Source organism: Streptomyces sulfonofaciens (assembly GCF_014656295.1).
GTDB classification, from domain to species: Bacteria; Actinomycetota; Actinomycetes; order Streptomycetales; family Streptomycetaceae; genus Streptomyces; species Streptomyces sulfonofaciens.
This window is the reverse complement of sequence record NZ_BNCD01000002.1, coordinates 274,403-294,531: the sequence shown is the minus strand read 5'-3', so window position 1 is coordinate 294,531 and position 20,129 is coordinate 274,403. Positions and strand designations below refer to the sequence as shown.

General features: G+C 70.9%; 14 protein-coding genes. 7 read left to right on the top strand and 7 right to left on the bottom strand.

Features of this window, described 5'->3' with window-relative positions:
• Positions 1-84: 84 nt before the first annotated feature.
• A complete protein-coding gene (locus tag IE313_RS04260; protein WP_189929525.1) occupies positions 85-855 on the top strand; it encodes an HAD family hydrolase in 771 nt (256 codons plus the stop codon).
• On the opposite strand, the gene IE313_RS04255 is transcribed toward IE313_RS04260, so the two are convergent.
• Both IE313_RS04255 and IE313_RS04250 read right to left on the bottom strand, forming a co-directional pair.
• A complete protein-coding gene (locus IE313_RS04255) occupies positions 818-3,985 on the bottom strand; it encodes a glycoside hydrolase family 2 TIM barrel-domain containing protein (protein WP_189929524.1) in 3,168 nt (1,055 codons plus the stop codon). The genes IE313_RS04260 and IE313_RS04255 overlap by 38 nt on opposite strands.
• Before the next feature lie 147 nt (positions 3,986-4,132).
• Positions 4,133-4,555, bottom strand: coding sequence for a YjbQ family protein (locus IE313_RS04250; protein ID WP_189929523.1), 423 nt, complete (start codon positions 4,553-4,555; stop codon positions 4,133-4,135).
• Positions 4,556-5,159: 604 nt separating this feature from the next.
• Between IE313_RS04250 and IE313_RS04245 the strand changes: the two genes are divergently transcribed.
• Entirely contained in the window at positions 5,160-6,212 is a 1,053-nt protein-coding gene (locus IE313_RS04245; protein WP_189929822.1) for an NAD(P)-binding domain-containing protein, read from the top strand.
• A 2-nt stretch (positions 6,213-6,214) separates the two neighbouring features.
• On the opposite strand, the gene mltG is transcribed toward IE313_RS04245, so the two are convergent.
• Positions 6,215-7,063 (bottom strand): endolytic transglycosylase MltG, encoded by an 849-nt coding sequence (mltG, locus tag IE313_RS04240; RefSeq protein ID WP_189929522.1) that lies wholly within the window; start codon positions 7,061-7,063, stop codon positions 6,215-6,217.
• Between the two features lie 43 nt (positions 7,064-7,106).
• Positions 7,107-8,906: an ABC transporter ATP-binding protein gene (locus IE313_RS04235; protein ID WP_189929521.1), complete on the bottom strand. Its 1,800-nt coding sequence runs from the start codon at positions 8,904-8,906 to the stop codon at positions 7,107-7,109.
• Between the two features lie 144 nt (positions 8,907-9,050).
• Here IE313_RS04235 and IE313_RS04230 point away from each other — a divergent pair, with 144 nt between their 5' ends.
• Positions 9,051-9,557, top strand: a complete 507-nt coding sequence (locus IE313_RS04230) for a MarR family winged helix-turn-helix transcriptional regulator (protein WP_189929520.1) — start codon at positions 9,051-9,053, stop codon at positions 9,555-9,557.
• Positions 9,558-9,831: 274 nt separating this feature from the next.
• On the opposite strand, the gene IE313_RS04225 is transcribed toward IE313_RS04230, so the two are convergent.
• Positions 9,832-10,572: a L,D-transpeptidase family protein gene (locus tag IE313_RS04225; RefSeq protein WP_229924404.1), complete on the bottom strand. Its 741-nt coding sequence runs from the start codon at positions 10,570-10,572 to the stop codon at positions 9,832-9,834.
• Positions 10,573-10,885: 313 nt separating this feature from the next.
• On the opposite strand from IE313_RS04225, the gene IE313_RS04220 reads away from it, so the two are divergent.
• Positions 10,886-12,811 (top strand): ABC transporter ATP-binding protein, encoded by a 1,926-nt coding sequence (locus tag IE313_RS04220; protein WP_189929518.1) that lies wholly within the window; start codon positions 10,886-10,888, stop codon positions 12,809-12,811.
• The gene (locus tag IE313_RS04215) at positions 12,808-14,595 is read left to right on the top strand and encodes an ABC transporter ATP-binding protein (protein WP_189929517.1); all 1,788 of its coding nucleotides are present in this window, start codon (positions 12,808-12,810) and stop codon (positions 14,593-14,595) included. The genes IE313_RS04220 and IE313_RS04215 overlap by 4 nt, the downstream gene beginning before the upstream one ends.
• A gap of 80 nt (positions 14,596-14,675) precedes the next feature.
• Here the strand turns inward: IE313_RS04215 and IE313_RS04210 are convergent, their stop codons facing one another.
• A complete protein-coding gene (locus IE313_RS04210; RefSeq protein ID WP_189929516.1) occupies positions 14,676-15,470 on the bottom strand; it encodes a metal-dependent hydrolase in 795 nt (264 codons plus the stop codon).
• A 145-nt stretch (positions 15,471-15,615) separates the two neighbouring features.
• Between IE313_RS04210 and IE313_RS04205 the strand changes: the two genes are divergently transcribed.
• Positions 15,616-18,129, top strand: coding sequence for a DEAD/DEAH box helicase (locus IE313_RS04205; RefSeq protein ID WP_189929515.1), 2,514 nt, complete (start codon positions 15,616-15,618; stop codon positions 18,127-18,129).
• Positions 18,130-18,202: 73 nt separating this feature from the next.
• On the top strand, positions 18,203-19,069 hold the full coding sequence (locus tag IE313_RS04200; RefSeq protein ID WP_189929514.1) for an acyl-CoA thioesterase: 867 nt from the start codon (positions 18,203-18,205) through the stop codon (positions 19,067-19,069).
• A gap of 33 nt (positions 19,070-19,102) precedes the next feature.
• On the opposite strand, the gene IE313_RS04195 is transcribed toward IE313_RS04200, so the two are convergent.
• On the bottom strand, positions 19,103-20,083 hold the full coding sequence (locus IE313_RS04195; protein ID WP_229924368.1) for a DUF6397 family protein: 981 nt from the start codon (positions 20,081-20,083) through the stop codon (positions 19,103-19,105).
• Positions 20,084-20,129: the final 46 nt, after the last annotated feature.

The window sequence follows — 20,129 nt, the reverse complement described above, 5'->3', positions numbered from 1 at the left end:
GCGGCCGACGGTAGCAGTCCGGCGTACAGGTACGGACCTGGCAGCCCATGTGGCTGCTCTGTCCGGCTTGGCATGCTGGGGTGCATGAGCAGCCCCGGCAACACCACATGCGGGACCCCCCGTCCGGCGACGCACGCGCCCGCCGCGCCGGCGGTCGTCTTCGATCTCGACGGCACGCTGGTGGACAGCGAGCCCCTCTACTACGAGGCGGGTCGCGGCACCCTGGCCGACCACGGCGTCACCGATTTCACCTGGGAGGACCACGAGAGCTACGTCGGAATCAGCACGCGCGAGACGGTCGCGCTCTGGAGGGAGCGGTACGGCATCGCGGCGTCCGTGGACGCGCTGCTCGCGGACCTGGAGCACCGCTACCTGCGCCTGGCACGCACCGGCACCACGGTCTATCCGCAGATGCGGGCCTTCGTCGACCGGTTGGACGAGGCGGGGGTGCCGATGGCGGTGGCGTCCGGGTCCTCGCGTGAGGCGATCGCGGCGGTGCTCTCGGGGGCGGGCCTCGCCGCCCTGCTGCCCGTCACCGTCTCCTCCGACGAGGTCGCTCAGGGCAAGCCCGCCCCGGACACCTTCCTGGAGGCGGCACGCCGGCTGGGCGCGGCCCCCGGGGACTGCGTGGTGGTGGAGGACGCCGCACCGGGCGCCGCGGCGGCGCGGGCTGCGGGTATGCGCTGCATCGCGGTGCCTTACGTGCCCGCCCAGGCCGACGATCCCGGCTTCGCCTCCGCGGGACTGCTGTTCCGCGCAGGCCAGCGCGAGTTCACGGCCGGGACCGCCTTCGCCTGGGTGATGGAAACGGCCGGCGTCAGCCCTCGCCGCGCCCCGGAAGTGCGCGGAGGCTGACCACCCGCAGGAAGCCGTCGGTCTCATGGGGGTGAGCGCTGGTCATGTCGAGCCGGAGCGCTGTGGTGGAGACCGGCTCGAAGGTGATCGTGGTGGGCTGCTCCGAGGCGGTGGCCCAGGTGATCACGGGGTGGTCCACGGGCACGTACTCCTTGCCGTTGAAGTGGCTGACCGTGATCGACCGCGGCCGGGCGTGCGTGCCGTCCGCCGTGAACACCGCTTCGACCGCGCCGGCCTCCCGGCGCTCCGGCCAGCTCAGCGACACCCAGGCGGTGGGGTGCGCCTTGCTGATCTCGGGCAGCAGCGCCGTCGCGGCCGCGGTCCAGGCGTTCGACCAGCCGGTGGCCGGGTCCCCGTCGAGCATCGCCGCGGGCAGGGTGTCGGGGGCTCCGGAGAAGCCGGCGTCGGCCTCCGGGCCGCTCGCGGCGGTCGGCGCGGGCGGGGCCTCGGGGGCGACCGGCGCGAGGGAGGCGGCGTAAGGGGCGTCCGCGCCCCGGCCGCCGCCGGCCGCGACCCGCACGGAGTCGGGGCGCAGTCCCTCCGCACGGGCCGTGACAGTGATCCCGCCCGCCTCACGGCCGGCCCGCACGATCGCGAGGGCCTTGCCGTGGAAGGCCCTGCGGGTGGCCGACCGGTAGTTCTCCGCGCTCTCCTGCCCGCCGTTGTCGGCGCCCGCCAGCCGGCCTCCGGCCACGGTGAACGTCAGCGCGTGGCCCGCGTCCGGCACGGTCACGCCCCGTGCGTCGGTGACCTCGGCCGTGACGAAGAAGAGCGCACGGCCGTCGGCCGCGACCTCCTCCCGGTCCGCGGTCAGCCGCAGCGCGGCCGGCCGCCCGGCGGTGCGCAGCACGTCACGGGCGACCTCCGTGCCGTTCCTGCGCGCCACCGCGACGAGTTTCCCGGGCGCGAAAGGCACCCGCCAGGTCAGGTGCAGCCGTCCGGCACTGCCGTTCGGACTCGTGTAGCTGCCGGGATAGGGGCCGGAGGTGACGGTCTTGTCGTCACCGGTCGCCTCGGTCGTCTCCAGGTACGCGGTCCCGTACGGGGTCGTCTTCCGGTCGAAGTGCCGGGTGCCGAGCGAGGTTCCGTTCAGGAAGAGCTCGACCTCCGCCACGTTGCTGTAGACCCACACGGTCACCTCGTCCTTCGTGCGGTGCCCGGTCCAGTCCATGGGCAGCAGGTGCACCATCGGCTCCTCGCTCCACTGGCTGCGGTAGAGGAAGAACTGGTCCTTGGGGAACCCGGCGGTGTCCACGGCGCCGAAGAAGGACGACTTCACCGGGAAGACGTCGTAGTACGGGGTCGGCTCGCCGAGGTAGTCGATGCCGGTCCACACGAACTGCCCGGCGAAGAACTCCCGGTCGCGGTCCTTCTTGAGGACGTACTCGCCGCTCATGGTCCATGTCTCTAGGTTGTTGTCGTAGGAGGAGGCACCGCGTCTGCCGGGCGTGTAGTCCTCACCGCTGTTCAGTTGGTCGGGACTGCCGTAGACGCCCCGGGTGGAGGTGCACGAGGAGGACTCGGACTCGAAGAAGAAGGTGCCGGGGTACTTGGCGTGCAGCGCGTCCACGGAGGCCGCGGTGTTGTAGTTGAGCCCGACGCCGTCCAGCATCCTCAGGATCTGGTCACGCGGCGAGCCGTCCGCCGGAACATCGCGGTACTTGTCCGAACCGATCACCACCGGCCGGGTGGCGTCGACGGACCTGACCGCCTCGATGAGCGCCTTGGCCATGGGTACCCCGGCGGCGCTGGTGCTGTCGGGGATCTCGTTGCCGATGGACCACATCACGACCGCGGGCGAGTTCTTCGCCGCGTGCACCATCTCGGTGATGTCGTCATGGCCGTGCTCGTCGAAGAACCGGCCGTAGTCATACCGGTTCTTGGGGGTCCGCCAGCAGTCGAAGGCCTCCACCATCAGCAGGACGCCCATCTCGTCGCAGAGGTCCACCAGTTGGGGCGCGGGCGGATTGTGCGAGGTACGCAGCGCGTTGACGCCCATCTGCCGCATCAGCGCCAACTGCCGGCGGGCCGCGTCGGGGTGGAAGGCGGAACCGAGCGCACCCTGGTCGTGGTGGAGGTTGACGCCGTGCAGCTTCATGCGCCGGCCGTTGAGCGCGAATCCGCGGTCGGGGTCGAAGGCGAAGTAGCGGATGCCGAACCGCGTACGGGTCTCGTCGCGCACGCGGCCGTCCACGCTGATGCTGGTGCGGAGGGTGTAGAGGGCGCCCTCAGGGGCTCTGGTGGACCAGAGGCGGGGGTCGTCGACCCGCAGGCCGAGCCGGGCGGTCGAGGGTGTGCCGGTCAGCGTCACCGTGGCGCGTGCGCTTGCCACGGCCGTGCCGGACGCGTCCTCCACCGTCGCGGCGACCTGGGCGGACACGGTGGACTCGGTACTGACGGCGACTGCCGCCACCCGTACCTCGGCATAACCGGCGGTGATCGTTTCGGCGAGCCCGGGCGTGGTGACGGTGACGCCGTGCCGGGTGAGGTGGACGGGGTCGGTGACCACCAGGCGCACATCGCGGTAGATGCCGCTGCCCGAGTACCAGCGGCTGCTCGGGACCTGGTTGCGCACCCGGACCGCCAGGGTGTTCGGCGTCGTGCCGTCGGTGCGGGCCAGGGAGGTGAGGTCCGCGGCGAATCCGGTGTAACCGTAGGGGTGGGTGGCGGTCTGCTCGCCGTTGAAGTGAACCTGCGCGTCCATGTAGACGCCGTCGAACTCCACGGTGAGCCGTCTGCCCGTGGCCGCCGGCGGGACGGTGAAGGTCTTCGTGTACCAGCCCAGGCCACCGGGGAGATAGCCGCTGCCGGCGGTGGTGTGGGCGTCGCTGCGCGGGTCGAGTTCGATGCTCCAGTCGTGCGGGAGGTCCACCTCGCGCCACAGCGGGTCGTCGGCATCGGGTCGGGCGGCGTCCTCGCCGGTGGTGTTGACCAGGGCGAAGCGCCAGCCCCGGCGGAGGTCGACGGTACGGGCCGATGCGGCGGCGAGCGGTTCCGGCGCCGCCGTGCCCGCGCCGTCCGGGGCTGCGGTCGCAGGCGCCGCGGGGGCGGGTGCCGACCGGAGGGCGATCGCACCCCCGACCGCGGCCGCGCCCGCCCTGCTCAGAGCCGTTCTTCGTGAGATCGCCATCTGTGCCTCCGGGGCCGTGGTCGTCGCGGCGATGCCCGGAAGGCGCCGCCGCGCTGGCCGAACGATGGCGAGTGTGTCGCCCTGTGTTTGCTTTGGTCAATGAACCAAACAAACCTTTACAGGGTGGCTCGAACTCGCGCCCCGCACTCAGCCGAGGAAGGTCAGCCGTACCGTCCGCCGGGGGTTGTCCCGATTGGTGTCGACCAGGCACACCGACTGCCAGGTGCCCAGCTCCAGGCTGCCGCCGAGGACGGGCAACGTGGCGTGCGGCGGCACGAACGCGGGCATGACGTGGTCCCTGCCGTGCCCGGGGCTGCCGTGCCGGTGCCGCCAGCGGTCGTCAGCCGGCAGCAGGTCGCGCAGGGCGGCCAGCAGGTCGTGGTCACTCCCCGCGCCCGTCTCGATCAGGGCGATCCCGGCGGTGGCGTGCGGCACGAACACATTGAGCAGGCCGTCCCGCCCTGGAGCCACCTCCTGGAGGTAGTCGTCGCAGGCGCGGGTGAGGTCGAGGACGGTCTCGTCGGATCCCGTGCTGAGGTCGAGGACACGGGTGCTGAAGGCATCGGACATGCTCCCATCCTGCCTTGGCACGCGGGTCCACCCGCGCACGTCGGCCTTCTTGCGGACGTCGGCCTGTCCGCGGGCGCCGGCCTGTACGCGGACCTTTGCCCGATCGCGGGCATGGGCTCTGAACGGGCCTGCCCGGGTGCCCGGGCCTGACGCGGGTCCCGCCGTTGCGGTACCGGGGGCCGCCGCCGGCCGGGTGGTACCGGGTGGCCGCCGCTCGCCGGAGGGAGGACCCGGGCTCTCCGAGCCGCGAGGGGCGAGGCGGCCGGGGTGGCGTGTCGTGCGGAGGGTGAGGAAGTTGGGGCGGCGTGGCGTGCGGGAGCGGCGGGGGACCGGGAGTCGGTGCGGGGGCCGGGGGCGGGACCGGGAACCGGGGCCGGGGTCGGCCGCGACGGGAAGACCCGAGGGGAAGACCCGACGACTCGCCGGAGTTAGTAGAAGCGTGAACGATTTTCTGGACGGTGGCGTGCACGGGGCCGTGGATCTCGACGGCTCCGGCCGGTCTGCGGGTGCCGCGAGCGCCGCGGCGGCCGGCGGTACCGACGGCGCGCGACACGCCCGTCAGAGGCCCGGCACCACCCGCACCGAAGCGGCCAGGGACGTCGATGTGCTGGTCGTCGGGGCGGGCCAGGCCGGGCTGTCCAGCGCCTACCACCTGCGCCGCACCGGCCTCGAACCGGGCCGCGGCTTCGTCGTGCTCGACCATGCCCCACGGCCCGGCGGCGCCTGGCAGTTCCGCTGGCCCACACTGACGTACGGCGTGGTGCACGGCATGCACTCCTTGCCCGGGATGGAACTGGCCGACGCCGATCCCACCCGGCCCTCGTCCGAGGTGATCGCCGAGTACTTCGACGCGTACGAGCGGGCCTTCGACCTGCCCGTGCTGCGCCCGGTGGACGTCCACGCGGTGCGCGAGGGCGATGACGGCCGCCTGCTGGTGGAGACCCCGGCGGGAAACTGGGCGACCCGCGCACTGGTCAATGCCACCGGCACCTGGGAGCGGCCCTTCTGGCCGCGCTATCCCGGCCAGCAGACCTTCCGCGGACGGCAACTGCACACGGCCCGGTACCGGGGCCCCGAGGAGTTCGCCGGGCTGCGGGTGATCGTGGTGGGCGGCGGGGCCTCGGGCACCCAGCACCTGATGGAGATCGCCCCGTACGCCGCCGCGACGACCTGGGTGACGCGCCGCCCTCCCGTCTTCCGCGAGGGTCCCTTCGACGAGAACAGGGGCCGGGAGGCCGTCGCGCTCGTCGACGAACGGGTCCGGCAGGGACTCCCCCCGCTGAGCGTGGTCTCGGTCACGGGGCTCCCGTCGACCGACGCGATCCGAAGGGCGCGCGCCGAGGGCGTACTGGACCGGCTGCCGATGTTCGACCGGATCACCCCCGACGGTGTGGAGTGGAGCGACGGACGCCGCGTCGACGCCGATGTCATCCTCTGGGCGACCGGTTTCCGTGCCGCCATCGACCATCTGGCGCCGCTCCGGCTGCGCGAGGCGGGCGGTGGGATCCGCCTGGACGGCACGCGGGTGGTCGCCGATCCGCGGGTCCACCTCGTCGGTTACGGTCCTTCGGCCAGCACCATCGGGGCCAACCGGGCGGGCCGGGCGGCCGTCCGGGACATCCGCAGGCTGCTCGCCGGGGAACCGGTCGCCGCCTGATCTCAGCTCGCCATCCGGGCCGCCCGGTGGTTGCGGTTGAACTCCGCGACGTTCCGCATCTGTTCCTCGTAACTCGATGTGAAGCGCGTGTCCCCCGGCTTGACGGTCACGAAGTAGAGCCAGTCGCCCGGCGTGGGGGCGACCGCAGCGCGCATCGCCTGGTCGCCGGGGTTGCCGATGGGCGTGGGCGGCAGGCCCATCCGGGTGTACGAGTTGTAGGGGCTGTCCAGCTTGGTGTCCTTCTCGGTGGTGTGCACCGTGGAGCGGTTCAGCGCGTAGTTGATGGTGGAGTCCATCTGGAGCGGCATTCCACGGGAGAGGCGGTTGTAGATGATCCGCGCCACCTTGCCCATGTCGTCCGGAGCGGCGGCCTCGGCCTGTACGACGCTGGCGATGATGACGGCCTGGTAGACGTTCAGCGCGTTGCCCTGAGCTCCGGCCGCCACACCACCGCCGCTGAACTTCTTGTTGGCGGTCTCCACCATCTCGGCCAGCAACCCACCGGGCGTGGTCTGCCCGGTGATCGGGTACGTGGCCGGGAAGAGGTAGCCCTCCGGGTTGCCCCGTGCCTCCTGCGGCAGTGCGAGATGCGCCGTCGCCAGTGACTTCTTGGTGGTGCCCGCGGGCGCGGCCAGGGCCTTGTCCACCGCCTCGTACACCTGACGGGCGCGCCAGCCCTCCGGGATCGTCAGCATCTGCGGCGGTTGTTCGTGCTCGTCGGGAAGCAGCGCGTTCACGATCACCGCGACGACCGCTGCCAGGGTGAGCGCGCAGGCGGCGCTCACCACGAGCCGGCCGCGCCGCGTCAGCCGGACGCTGCTCCGCCTCCGTCTCGGAGGTGTGGGTCTCATGGCGGCACGGTAACCCGCATACAGCGAGAAACCGGGCATATAGTCACTTCGCCTGCTCCAATCGTGCGTCCCTGCGGACCAGCGCCGCGTAGCGCCCGCCCGCCTCGAGCAACTCCTCGTGCGAACCGCGCTCGGCTGTCCGGCCGGCCTCCAGCACCACGATCTGGTCGGCGCCGCGGATGGTGGAGAGCCGGTGCGCGATGGTGATGGTGGTGCGGTCGGCCGACAGGGCGTCGATGGCCTCCTGCACCGCATGTTCCGTACGGGTGTCCAGCGCGCTGGTCGCCTCGTCGAGGATGAGCACGGGCGGATCGCGCAGGATGGTGCGGGCGATCGCCAGGCGCTGCTTCTCGCCACCGGAGAAGCGGTGACCGCGCTCACCCACGAGCGTGTCGTACCCCTGCGGCAGCGCGGCGATGTGCTCGTGGATCTGCGCGGCGCGGGCAGCCGCCACGAGTTCCTCGTCGGTGGCGTCGGGCTTGGCGAAACGGAGGTTGTCGGCCACGGACGCATGGAAGAGGTAGGTCTCCTGCGAGACGACGCCGACCGTGCGCGCCAGGCTCTCGAAGTCCATGTCGCGCACGTCGACACCGTCGATGGTGACGCGCCCGCCTGTCACGTCGTACAGCCGCGGCACCAGATAGCTCAGGGTCGACTTGCCCGATCCCGTCTGCCCGACGATGGCGAGACTGCCGCCCGCGGGAACGGTGAGGTCGATGCCCTCGAGCGTCGGCGGTGCCGTCTCCTCGTAGCGGAACTCGACGCCCTCGAAGCGGATCTCACCCTTCACCTCGCCCAGATGCACCGGGCTCGACGGCTCCTCGATGTCGATGGGCAGGTCGAGGTACTCGAAGATGCGCTGGAAGAGCGCGAGGGAGGTCTGTATCTGCACACCGGTGACCAGCAGGCTGACGGCCGGCCGGAAGAGGCCCTGCTGGAGCGAGACGAAGGCGACCAGCGTGCCGATCGAGACGGTCGGGCCGCCGAGCTGGAAGGCGAGGCCCGCCGCCCAGTAGATGACGGCGGGCATGGCGGCCATGACGATGGTGATGACCGCCATGCGCCAGCGGCCCGCCATGTTCGACCGGACCTCCAGATCGACCAGACCCTCCGACTCGATCTCGAAGGAACGCGTCAGCGAGTCGGCCCGGCCCATGGTGCGGCCGAGCAGGATGCCGCTGACGGAGAGGGACTCGGTGACGGTGGCCGCCATGGCCGCCATCTGCTTCTGCCGCTGAGTGGTGATCTTCTTGCGCTCCCTGCCGACCTTGCGGCTGATCCACACGAACACCGGCATCAGGAGCAGCGACACGACGGTGAGCCGCCAGTCGAGCGCGAGCATGGCCACGATCGTCGCGATGACGCTGGTGACGTTGGAGACCAGGGAGGTGGCGGTGGAGGTGACCGTGGCCTGCATGCCGCCGATGTCGTTGGCGATGCGCGACTGGACCTCGCCGGTGCGGGTGCGGGTGAAGAACGCCAGGGACATCCGCTGGAGTCGGCCGTAGACGGCGGTGCGCAGGTCGTGCATGACACGCTGGCCGACGGTGGTGGAGATCAGTGTCTGCAACACGCCGAAGACGCTGTTGATCAGGGCGCTGAGGATCATGCCCAGGGCGAGCAGGCTCAGCAGGCCGGTGCGGCCCTGCGGAATGGCGGTGTCCAGGATGGCCCTGAGCAGGAAGGGCGTGACGACCGACACCAGCGACGAGGCGCAGACGAGCAGGCCGACGACGGCGAGGCGGCCGCGGTAGGGGCGGAAGAGGCGGAGGATCCGGCGGGTCTGGCGGGGCTGGTCCGGATCGGCGGTGGGCGGCGTCCAGATGGTCCGGTCGGTGTGCATGGGCTCCTACGGTGGTCGGGAATCGGATGGAAGAGCACGGCGGTCGGCAGGGTGGGCACGGCGGGACACGCCTGGTGAGGCGTACAGAGCCTAGCTCACTGTTACCTATATTCACAATGAATAAGGTCCTGATATGGTTCCCGTATGAGCACCCCAGACGCCGACGGACTGCTCGCCGAGCAACTGCTGCGGCTGACCCGCCGTGTACACCGCATCCAGAAGCGCCATCTGGAGCGGTCCGGGCTCGGGATCACGCCGGCCCAGTCGCGGCTGCTGCGTGTTCTCGCGCAGTACGGAGCGCCGCCCAGCATGGCCGACCTCGCGCGCCGTCTCGAGGTGGTGCCCCGGGCCGTCACCACACTGGTGGACGGCTTGGAGGGTGGCGGCTCTGTGCGCCGCGTCCCCGACCCAGGGAACCGCCGGGTGATACGGATCGAGGTCACCGAGCACGGACGGCTGGCCCTCAAGGAACTGCGGCGTGCCCGCCGAGGGGCAGCGGAGGAGATCCTGGCCGCGCTGAGCACACGTCAGCGCGAGGTTCTCGGCGGACTGCTGTCCGCCCTGTTGGACGGCCCGGACGAGCCCTCTGCCCCTGTCGCGCCTTCCGGCCCCGCCGAGCAGACGGCGGTCGCGGGCGTCCCGCGGACGTAGGGGCGTACGGACGGGGGCGGAGCGACCGCCACCGGATTCGCATCCACACCGTTCGGGTCCGTGCCGGTCGGGGCCGCGCCCCTTGGGCCCGTGCCGCCCGGGGCCTTGCCGCCCGTGCGGCACGGATGCACAGCCTCAAGGATCGTGGGTCGTCGGCTCGATGGAGCCGGGACCTGCACGAGTGGGGCCGCCCGTACGTCCACGCGGCACCGGGCCGCCCCACCAGTGGGCGACCCGACGGGCGAGCCGACGGGCGAGCCGCGTAGGCAGCGGTTCAGGACTGCAGGTTCGCGGTGTCCCCCATGACCACGACCGGATGCCGGCCCGGGTCCAGCGTGCGCAGCAGGTACTCCATGGCCGACTTGGACACGCTCACGCATCCGGTCGTTCCGCTGCCGTGGTCCATGTGCAGCCAGATGCTGCCGCCCTTCGCATAGCCCTGGGGCCGCGTCGGATCATTGGGCGGGGTGCCCTTGACGCGGTTGTAGTCGATCGCGATCACGTAGTCGAAGTCGTGCTGGTACGTCTTGCCCCAGAAACTCGGGGCCTGGAACGCCGCGGACGAGGTGTACGGCAGCTTGGCACCGGGATCGGGCAGCACGCCGCCCGCGTCGCTGAGCGTGAAGACGCCCACCGGACTGCGTTTGTCGTCCACGTGATGCGGGCGCGCCCACCCTTTCCTGCCGTTGTGCCCGGACCAGGTACGGGTCTTGTGCCAGCCGTCGCTGCGCTTGCTGAACAGCGAGACGGTGGAGTCGGCGGAATCGGGCCCCTTGCCGTAGACGGCGACCACCTGACGGGATTCGGCAGGGATACGGCTTTGGAGTCGTTCACCCACATCGGGGATTCGGTCAAGGCCGGCGGACTGTGCGCGGGCGTGTTCGGTCTTGTCCGAGGACGCTCTGTTCTTCGGCGCGCTCGTGTCCTTCGCGTGCCCGCACGAGACGAGGGTCGCCAACAGCGCCCCGCAGGCCAGAGCGGCGAGAACCGGACGGACTGACCCGTTCGGCCGTATCGGCCCCGGGCTGCCGAGCGGCGCCTGATAGGGGTCGTGGCGTGGTGCGATGTCCGTAGGGCGCCTCACGAGCCATCGCCCGCCGCCTAAAAATCGATTGCCTTGTGCTGCCTCGTGCCGCGAGCCTGTCACGGTTTTCTTCCTCATCTCTTCGCCCGTTCCCGCACCCGTCCTGCCGGTCCGGCCCATGCAGGGGCTCGGACCCGCTCCGTACGCTTCATCGCCTCCACATTCCTTCCCTGCCTCCTTCCCAATCTTTCGGCACTCTTCCACCTGTCCGTCCTATTCCCAACTCAGCGAGAACCGGGGCGCCATGCAGATTCGAGACCTTCCCTACGCCGACCCGGGCGTACCCGACGCCCGCTCGGGCCCCCGTTTCCTGCTGTGGCTCGGCCGGAACCAGCTCGGTGGGCAACTGAGGTCCCTGACCTGGGGCCTGGTGACGTTCCTGTCCATCTCCACGCTTCCTTACCTCGTCGGGTTCGCCGTACAGGCCGTGGTGGACCGCAGCGGTGTACGGCTCGCCCTGACCGGCGGGCTCACCGCACTGTGCGGTATCGCGATCGCCACCGGCGACACCATGCTGCACCGCACCGCCATCACCAACTGGATCACCGCAGCCGCCCGCGTCCAGCAGCTCCTGGCCCGCCGCACCGCCCATCTGGGATCGGCCCTCACCCGGCGGGTCGCAGCCGGCGAGGTCGTGGCCGTCTCCACCGGCGACGTCGAGAAGATCGGCTGGTTCGTGGAGGCGCTGTCGCGCTTCACCGCCGCCGCGCTCACCGTGGTCGCCATCTGCGCGGGCCTGCTCGTCTACCAGCCCGCCCTTGGCGTGGTGGTCGCGATCGGGGTGCCCGTACTGGCACTGTCCGTCCTGCCGCTGCTGCCGCGCGCAGCCCGCAGGGCCGAACAGCAACGCACCAAGGCGGGGCGAGCCACGGAACTGGCCTCCGACACGGTCGCCGGGCTGCGGGTGCTGCGCGGCATCGGCGGCGAGCAGCTCTTCCTCGACCGCTACCGCCGCGCCTCCCAGGAGGTACGCAGGGCCGCCGTGCGCAGCGCCCGCATGTGGTCGCTGATCTCGATGGTCCAGGTGCTGCTGCCCGGCGCCCTACTGATCGCGGTCGTCTGGTACGGCGTGCACCTCGCCCGCGAGGGCCGGATCACCGTGGGCGAACTCGTCACCGTCTACAGCGCCGTCACCCTCCTCAATTTCCCGCTACGACACTTCGAGGAGATCGCCATGGCGTACTCCTTCTCACGACCTTCGGCCCGGCGTGCGGCCCGGGTTCTCTCGCTCGAACGGCCCACGGACGCCGGCGGGTCACGCGCCGCGGCACCGGGGTCGCGCACCGCGGCACCGCCCGGTGGCGACCTGTTCGACCCGGCGACGGGCCTGCTGGTGCCCGCGGGCCGGCTCACCGCCGTGGTGTGCGGCGACCCGGACGCGGCAGGCCGCCTCGCCGAACGGCTCGGTGGCCACGCTCCGAGCGACACCTCCCCCGGCGCCCCGAAGACCTCCTCCGCCCGGCTCGGTGAGGTCCCGCTGGACGAACTCCCGCTGGCAACCGCACGCACCGCCGTCCTCGTGCAGGACAAGGACCCAGTCCTGCTCTCGGGCACGCTGGGCGAGCTCTTCGACGTCCCCGCCTCAGGCGCGGTCACCGCCGAACAGGCCCTGACCGCCGCCCAGTGCTCCGACGTCCTGGACGCCCTCCTGCAGGGCGCACCCGACTCGACGGATCCCATGCGGTCCCACATCACGGAGCGCGGGCGCTCGCTGTCCGGCGGCCAGCGGCAGCGGCTGGCGCTGGCGAGGTCGCTGGTCACCGACCCGGAAGTACTGGTACTGGACGAGCCGACCTCTGCGGTCGACTCGCACACGGAGGCACGCATCGCGGACGGGCTGCGAAGCCTGCGGACGGGGCGGACGACGGTGGTGTTCACCTCGTCACCGCTGCTACTGGACCGGGCCGACCGGGTTGTCCTGGTCCATGACGGAAAGGTCTGCGCGACGGGCACCCACCGCGAACTACTGGCCACCGAAACCGCGTACCGATCCGTGGTGACCCGTGAACCCGACGGCGGAGAGTCCCACGCGGCTGCCGGCACCGATGAGCGGGGCCCGCACGCCGCCACGTCCGGGCTGCACACCACCGCAGGGCCTCCCGGCCCGCCGGACGCCCTGCCGGACTCACGTACACCGGACGAACTGCAAGACATCGAGGAGACCGCATGATCGGCGTGGCGCCACCGGCCTACGACCCTGCGGCACCGACCACCGCACACACCCTCCCCGTCGGCTCCCCGGCCACCGTCCGGGCCTACATCGGCGAGCTCTTCCGCCGTCACCGCCGGGCCTTCCTGATGCTCATCACCGCCAACGCGATCGCCGTCACCGCCTCCATGACCGGCCCCTACCTGCTGGGCGGCCTCGTGCAGGACGTGACGGACACCGCCGCCCTGCGCCAACTGCACCTGGAACGCACCATCCTGCTGTTCACGGCCGCCCTGGTGGTGCAGGCCTACTTCATACGGGAGGTACGGCTGCGCGGGGCGGTACTCGGCGAGCGGATGCTGGCGGACCTGCGCGAGGACTTCCTCGTACGGTCCGTGGGACTGCCGCCCGGTGTGCTGGAGCGGGCCGGTACGGGCGACCTGCTGTCCCGGATCACCACCGACGTCGACCGCCTCGCGAACGCCATGCGGGAGGCCGTGCCCCAACTGGCGATCGGTGTCGTATGGGCCGCCCTGCTGATCGGCGGGCTCGTCGTGACGGCGCCGGCACTCGCCCCGGCCGTACTGGTCGCTGTACCGCTGCTGGTGGCGGGCTGCCGCTGGTACTTCAGACGCGCACCGTCCGCCTACCGTTCGGAGGCAGCCGGCTACGCGGCCGTGGCCGCCACGCTCACCGAGACCGTCGACGCCGGCCGGACCGTGGAGGCCCATCGGCTCGGCCCCCGCCGCATCGAACTCTCCGACAGCCGCATCGCCCAGTGGACGGCGTGGGAGCGGTACACACTGTGGCTGCGGACGGTGCTCTTCCCCATCGTCAACGCCACACACGTGACCGTGCTGTGCTCGGTGCTCATGATCGGCGGCGTGTACGTCCTGCAGGGCTGGATCGGCGTGGGCCAACTGACGACCAGCGCACTGATCGCCCAGATGCTGGTCGACCCCGTGGGACTGATCCTGCGCTGGTACGACGAACTGCAGGTCGCCCAGGTCTCGCTGGCCCGCCTGGTGGGCGTACGGGAGATCAGCCCCGACGGGGGTGACGCCTGCCTCGCCCCCGACGGGCGGGCCGTGCACGCCGAGGCGGTGCACTTCGGGTACCGGCCGGGAGTCGATGTGCTGCGCCAGGTGTCGCTGCGGGTCGCCCCCGGTACGAGGCTGGCGCTGGTCGGCCCCTCCGGCGCGGGCAAGTCCACCCTGGGCCGGTTGCTCGCGGGGATCTACGCGCCGCGCGACGGACGCGTCACGCTGGGTGGCGCCGAGCTGTCCCGGATGCCCGCCGAGCGGGTCCGCGCCCATGTGGCCCTGGTCAACCAGGAACACCATGTGTTCGTCGGCTCCCTGCGCGACAACCTGCTGCTGGCCCGGCCGGGTGCCAAGGACAGCGAGCTGTGGGCGGCACTCGCCGCGGTGGACGCCCAGGCCTGGACGAGCGACCTCGAAGGCGGCCTGGACACCGAGGTCGGCTCGGGTGGGCTCGCACTCACGCCGGCCCAGGCCCAGCAGCTCGCACTGGCCAGACTGGTGCTCGCCGACCCGCACACCCTCGTCCTCGACGAGGCGACGTCGCTGCTCGACCCACGCGCGGCCCGGCACCTGGAACGCTCCCTGGCCAGGGTCCTGGACGGGCGCACCGTGGTGGCCATCGCGCATCGGTTGCACACCGCACACGACGCGGACCTGATCGCGGTCGTCGAGGACGGCCGCATCAGCGAGCTCGGCAGCCATGACGCGCTGGTGGCGGCGGACGGTGCGTACGCGGCGCTGTGGCGCTCCTGGCACGGATAGAGCGTGCGGGTCGGCGGGCACGGGTGATCGGTGTGATCCCGGCGTCCGTGGCCGTGCCGGCGCAGGGGCGGCCGCCGTCCTCAGATGAAGTTGAGCGCGGCGGCCGCCCCTACGCCGCCGAGCAGCATAAACGCCGGCATGAGGACCTTCAGCTCGACCCAGCTCCCGGCCCGGAAACGCATGACCTTGGGCGGTCCGAGCGGGTACCAGCGCTTGCGGCCCACGGGTATCGGCCAGAGTATCGGGCAGCCGGACACCGTCAGGGCGTCCCCGAGGTCGTGCACCAGAGCGCCCAGCACGATGGGCAGGCCGAGCCACAGGTACGTCTGCCCGGATCCTGCGAACAGCCAGTCCGAGCCGTTTCCCGGTTGGTCCAGGATCCCTGCGAGGATCCAGGCGCTGGTAGCGGCCAGCAACCACACCAGCACATCGCTGCTCGAACCGCGGGCGGCCCGCCACAGCAGCCCTTCGATGGCCAGCACCATATGGATGAAGAGGATCGCGAGCACCGCCCAGCGGCCGCCCGTGACCGCCAGCGCCGAGGTGCCGCCGCCGATCACCACCGCCCACAGCCAGGTGTGGGTGAGGGTGCGGTGTCCTCCGTTGCGTCTGGGGTCGCCCGTCATCCTGGTGGCCTTGTAGACGGCGTAGGAGAGCTTGTCGACGATCTCGCACACGCCCCGCGAGATCGGTCCGAAGGACCGGGAGATCGTCGCCGCCTTGTGGTCCAGGTCCGGGGCGAGGGCCGCCCCCGCACAGATCAGGGCACCCACGAGGAGGACCGGCCAGGGCATGGCGTGCCCCCCTGCGGCGGCCGCCGCGCCCACCCCCAGCCAGGCCGCCGCCCCGGACAATGAGTGTGCCGGTCCCATCATGGTTGCATCCCGCCCCGTTTTCCTTGTCCGTGTGTGGAGTTGTCCGCGATCGGTGACGTTTCGTCGGCGCCCCAGCGTAGCGTTTGCGATCTTCGCATGAGCTTCCGATTCCCTCTTCGAGCGGGTCGGCGGGCAAGATGGGGGTGTGACCCTTATCGATCAGCTCCCGAAGACCGCCGACCCCGACGCTCTCTACGAGACCTTCGAGTCGTGGGCCACCGAGCGCGGTCTCACGCTCTACCCGCACCAGGAAGAAGCGCTGATCGAGGTGGTCTCCGGTGCGAATGTGATCGTGGCGACCCCGACCGGGTCGGGAAAGAGCATGATCGCGGCAGGCGCGCACTTCGCCGCCCTCGCCCGTGACGAGGTCACCTTCTACACGGCTCCGATCAAGGCACTGGTGTCCGAGAAGTTCTTCGAGCTGTGCAAGCTCTTCGGCACCGAGAACGTGGGCATGCTGACCGGCGACGCCTCCGTGAACGCCGATGCGCCCGTGATCTGCTGCACGGCCGAGGTGCTCGCCTCCATCGCGCTGCGGGACGGCAGGCACGCCGACATCGGCCAGGTCGTGATGGACGAGTTCCACTTCTACGCGGAGGCCGACCGCGGCTGGGCCTGGCAGATCCCGCTGCTCGAATTGCCGCAGGCACAGTTCATCCTGATGTCGGCCACGCTCGGTGACGTGTCGATGTTCGAGAAGGACCTCACCCGCCGGACCGGCCGCCCGACGGCGGTGGTCCGCTCCGCCACCCGGCCGGTCCCGCTGTCGTACGAGTACCGGGTGACGCCGCTGACGGAGACGCTGACGGAGCTGCTGGAGACCCGGCAGGCGCCCGTCTACATCGTGCACTTCACGCAGGCGCAGGCCGTGGAGCGCGCCCAGGCGCTGATGAGCATCAACATGTGTACCCGCGAGGAGAAGGACCGCATCGCGGAGCTCATCGGCAACTTCCGCTTCACCACCAGGTTCGGCCGCAATCTGTCGCGCTACGTGCGGCACGGGATCGGTGTCCACCACGCGGGCATGCTGCCCAAGTACCGGCGGCTGGTGGAGAAGCTGGCACAGGCCGGGTTGCTGAAGGTGATCTGCGGGACGGACACCCTCGGCGTGGGGGTGAACGTGCCCATTCGCACGGTGTTGTTCACCGCTCTCACCAAGTACGACGGCAACCGGGTCCGGGTCCTGCGGGCCAGGGAGTTCCACCAGATCGCGGGGCGGGCCGGCCGCGCCGGCTTCGACACGGCCGGGCTCGTGGTGGCGCAGGCACCCGAGCACGTCGTCGAGAACGAGAAGGCGCTTGCGAAGGCGGGTGACGACCCCAAGAAGCGGCGCAAGGTGGTCCGCAAGAAGGCGCCGGAGGGCTTTGTGGGCTGGACGGAGAACACCTTCGAGAAACTGATCGGATCCGAGCCGGAACCGCTCACGTCCCGCTTCAGGGTCACCCACACCATGCTGCTGGCGGTGATCGCCCGCCCCGGCAACGCCTTCGAGGAGATGCGCCGGCTGCTGGAGGACAACCACGAGCCCCGCAAACAGCAGTTGCGGCACATCCGCCGGGCCATCGCGATCTACCGGTCCCTGCTGGACGGCGGCATCGTCGAGAAGCTGGACGCCCCGGACCCGGAGGGCAGGATCGTCAGGCTGACGGTCGACCTGCAGCAGGACTTCGCGCTCAACCAGCCGCTGTCGACATTCGCCCTCGCCGCGTTCGAGTTGCTGGATCCGGAGTCGCCGTCGTACGCGCTCGACATGGTCTCCGTGGTCGAGTCCACCCTCGACGATCCCCGGCAGATCCTGGCCGCCCAGCAGAACAAGGCGCGCGGCGAGGCGGTCGCCGCGATGAAAGCGGACGGCGTCGACTACGAGGAGCGCATGGAGCGGCTGCAGGACGTCTCCTACCCGAAGCCACTCGAAGAGCTCCTCCAACACGCCTACAACACCTACCGCAGGAGCCATCCCTGGGTGGGCGACCATCCGCTGTCGCCGAAGTCCGTCGTCCGTGACATGTACGAGCGGGCTCTGTCCTTCGGTGAGTTCGTCTCCTTCTACGAGCTGGCCAGGACCGAGGGCATCGTGTTGCGCTACCTCGCCAGCGCCTACAAGGCACTGGACCACACGGTTCCCGACGACCTGAAGTCGGACGATCTCCAGGACCTGATCGCCTGGCTGGGTGAGATGGTCCGCCAGGTCGACTCCAGCCTGCTCGACGAGTGGGAACAACTCGCGAATCCGGAGGAGATGACCGCAGAGGAGGCCCAGGAGAAGGCCGACCAGGTCAAGCCTGTCACCGCGAACGCCCGCGCCTTCCGGGTGCTGGTCCGCAATGCCATGTTCCGCCGGGTGGAGCTCGCCGCGCTCGACCATGTCGAGGAGCTGGGCGAGATGGACGCCGAGGGTGGCTGGGACGCCGATGCATGGGGCGAGGCGATGGACGCCTACTGGGACGAGTACGACACCCTCGGCACCGGCCCCGACGCGCGCGGTCCGAAGCTCCTCATGATCGAGGAGGAGCCGGAGAACGGGCTCTGGCGCGTCCGCCAGACCTTCGCCGACCCGAACGGCGATCATGACTGGGGCATCAGTGCGGAGATCGATCTCACCGCCTCCGATGCCGAGGGCCGGGCGGTGGTCCGTGTCACGGACGTCGGCCAGTTGTGAGAAACCGTCCTGCGCACCCGCCCCGTTCAAGCCGTCGCCCACATTCCGACCTGCACCCGGGAGAACAGCAGCCATGACGAATCCGGCGGAGCGACTTGTCGATCTGCTCGACCTGGAGCGGATCGAGGTCGACATCTTCCGCGGCCGCAGCCCCGAGGAGTCCCTGCAGCGGGTCTTCGGCGGGCAGGTCGCGGGCCAGGCACTGGTGGCGGCGGGCCGCACCACCGACGGCGAGCGCCCCGTGCACTCCCTGCACGCGTATTTCCTTCGTCCGGGCAGGCCGGGAGTGCCGATCGTGTACCTGGTGGAGCGGGTCCGCGACGGGCGGTCGTTCACGACCCGGCGGGTCACCGCCGTACAGCAGGGCCGCACGATCTTCACTCTCACCGCCTCCTTTCACAAGCCTGAGGAAGGAACTTTCGAACACCAGCTGCCGCTGCCGCGTGAGGTGCCGGGCCCGGAGGAGCTGCCCACGATCGGGCAGGAGATCCGGGAACACCTCGGCGCCCTGCCCGAGCAGTTGGAACGGATGGCCAGGCGCCAGCCCTTCGACATCCGCTATGTCGACCGGCTGCGCTGGACGCCGGAGGAGATCAAGGACGCCCCGCCGCGGAGCGCGGTGTGGATGCGTGCCGTGGGACCGCTGGGCGACGACCCGCTGGTGCACACCTGTGCACTCACCTATGCCAGCGATATGACCCTGCTTGACGCGGTGCGCATCCCTGTGGAACCGCTGTGGGGGCCTCGGGGCTTCGATATGGCGTCGCTCGACCACGCCATGTGGTTCCACCGGCCGTTCCGCGCGGACGAGTGGTTCCTCTACGACCAGGAGTCCCCGATCGCGATCGGCGGACGCGGTCTGGCGCGCGGCCGCATCTACGACCAGAAGGGCTGCCTGCTGGTGTCCGTCGTCCAGGAGGGACTTTTCAGGTCCGTCTGAAGTGCGGGACCGCGGGTGGGCGGCAGCCGTCGCTCACTCACGGCTCCGGCGAAGCCTGGCCAGTAGCCTCTTCGGGCGGGCTGGAGGGTCTTCGGGTACTGTCTCGGGCTGCCCGGCGCCGCCTTCCTGCGGGGTCGGCGACGCCGCTCCGTCCGGTTCGTCGCCGAGCGGGGCCGCCGGCTCCAGTCGCGGTGCGGGCCTGTCGTTTCTGGCTTCGGTGACCGCGATCGAGAGGCTGGAGCGCAGCCACTCGAGCTCCTCCGGGGCGTCCGCCTTGACCAGTTCGTCGACGACCCGCGACGCCGGCGAGCCCGCGGGGCTCTGATCGGGCCGCTCGGGCCTGAGCCAGGCCAGGTAGGCGCGCTCGTGCGGATCGTCGACCACGTCCGCGACCTCGTCCGCGTCAAGCAGGGAGGCGGTGATCGCAGCCTTGGCCCATGGATCCTCGACGAGCCGCAGGAGGAATCCCGCATGCCTGCCACGCCAGTTCCGGGCGCGCAGGTCGGTACCCGAGTCCAACTGCGAGCGGAGCGTCTCGGGCAGGCGTGCGCTCAGCAGGGCCTCGTTCTCCTTGGCGGCGGCGAAGTCGCGCAGCTCCTCGACCAGATACAGCCACACCACGGTGCGGTATCGGTTGAGGTAGAAGCGGACCGGGGTCACAAGACCCAGCCGGGCCAGCCGGGTGAAGCGTGCGGTGGTGATGCCCATTGTCCGGGCGCCCTCGGGAGCGCTGACGGTCGAGACGTCCGCGCGCAGGACTTCGGGAAAGCCCTCCATGGCGCGGATGCGGTCGATCTCCTCGCGTGTGACACGCCTGCGGGCCCGGGCGGCTCCGGGCGGCTCATGGGCGCGAGCAGCATCGCTGACGGTGCGGACGCGGCCCAGGTGGACGGCCAAGTCGAACTCGGCACGCCGCAGCCCGAGCTCGCGAGCAGCCCGGCTCCAGGTGAGCGATGCCGGCATGGCCGATGAGCCGGCTGCGGCAGCGGGCTTCGTGATGGTGTTGCCTGTCATGGCTGGTCTCCCCCGTGTGAGGCGATCGATCGGGGTGCGATCGATC

Bases quoted from the DNA above. Each gene is read 5' to 3' on its own strand.
- IE313_RS04260 (WP_189929525.1), top strand. From the start codon at position 85: ATGAGCAGCCCCGGCAACACCACATGCGGGACCCCCCGTCCGGCGACG.
- IE313_RS04255 (WP_189929524.1), bottom strand. From the start codon at position 3,985: ATGGCGATCTCACGAAGAACGGCTCTGAGCAGGGCGGGCGCGGCCGCG.
- IE313_RS04250 (WP_189929523.1), bottom strand. From the start codon at position 4,555: ATGTCCGATGCCTTCAGCACCCGTGTCCTCGACCTCAGCACGGGATCC.
- mltG (WP_189929522.1), bottom strand. From the start codon at position 7,063: ATGAGACCCACACCTCCGAGACGGAGGCGGAGCAGCGTCCGGCTGACG.
- IE313_RS04235 (WP_189929521.1), bottom strand. From the start codon at position 8,906: ATGCACACCGACCGGACCATCTGGACGCCGCCCACCGCCGATCCGGAC.
- IE313_RS04230 (WP_189929520.1), top strand. From the start codon at position 9,051: ATGAGCACCCCAGACGCCGACGGACTGCTCGCCGAGCAACTGCTGCGG.
- IE313_RS04220 (WP_189929518.1), top strand. From the start codon at position 10,886: ATGCAGATTCGAGACCTTCCCTACGCCGACCCGGGCGTACCCGACGCC.
- IE313_RS04215 (WP_189929517.1), top strand. From the start codon at position 12,808: ATGATCGGCGTGGCGCCACCGGCCTACGACCCTGCGGCACCGACCACC.
- IE313_RS04210 (WP_189929516.1), bottom strand. From the start codon at position 15,470: ATGATGGGACCGGCACACTCATTGTCCGGGGCGGCGGCCTGGCTGGGG.
- IE313_RS04200 (WP_189929514.1), top strand. From the start codon at position 18,203: ATGACGAATCCGGCGGAGCGACTTGTCGATCTGCTCGACCTGGAGCGG.
- IE313_RS04195 (WP_229924368.1), bottom strand. From the start codon at position 20,083: ATGACAGGCAACACCATCACGAAGCCCGCTGCCGCAGCCGGCTCATCG.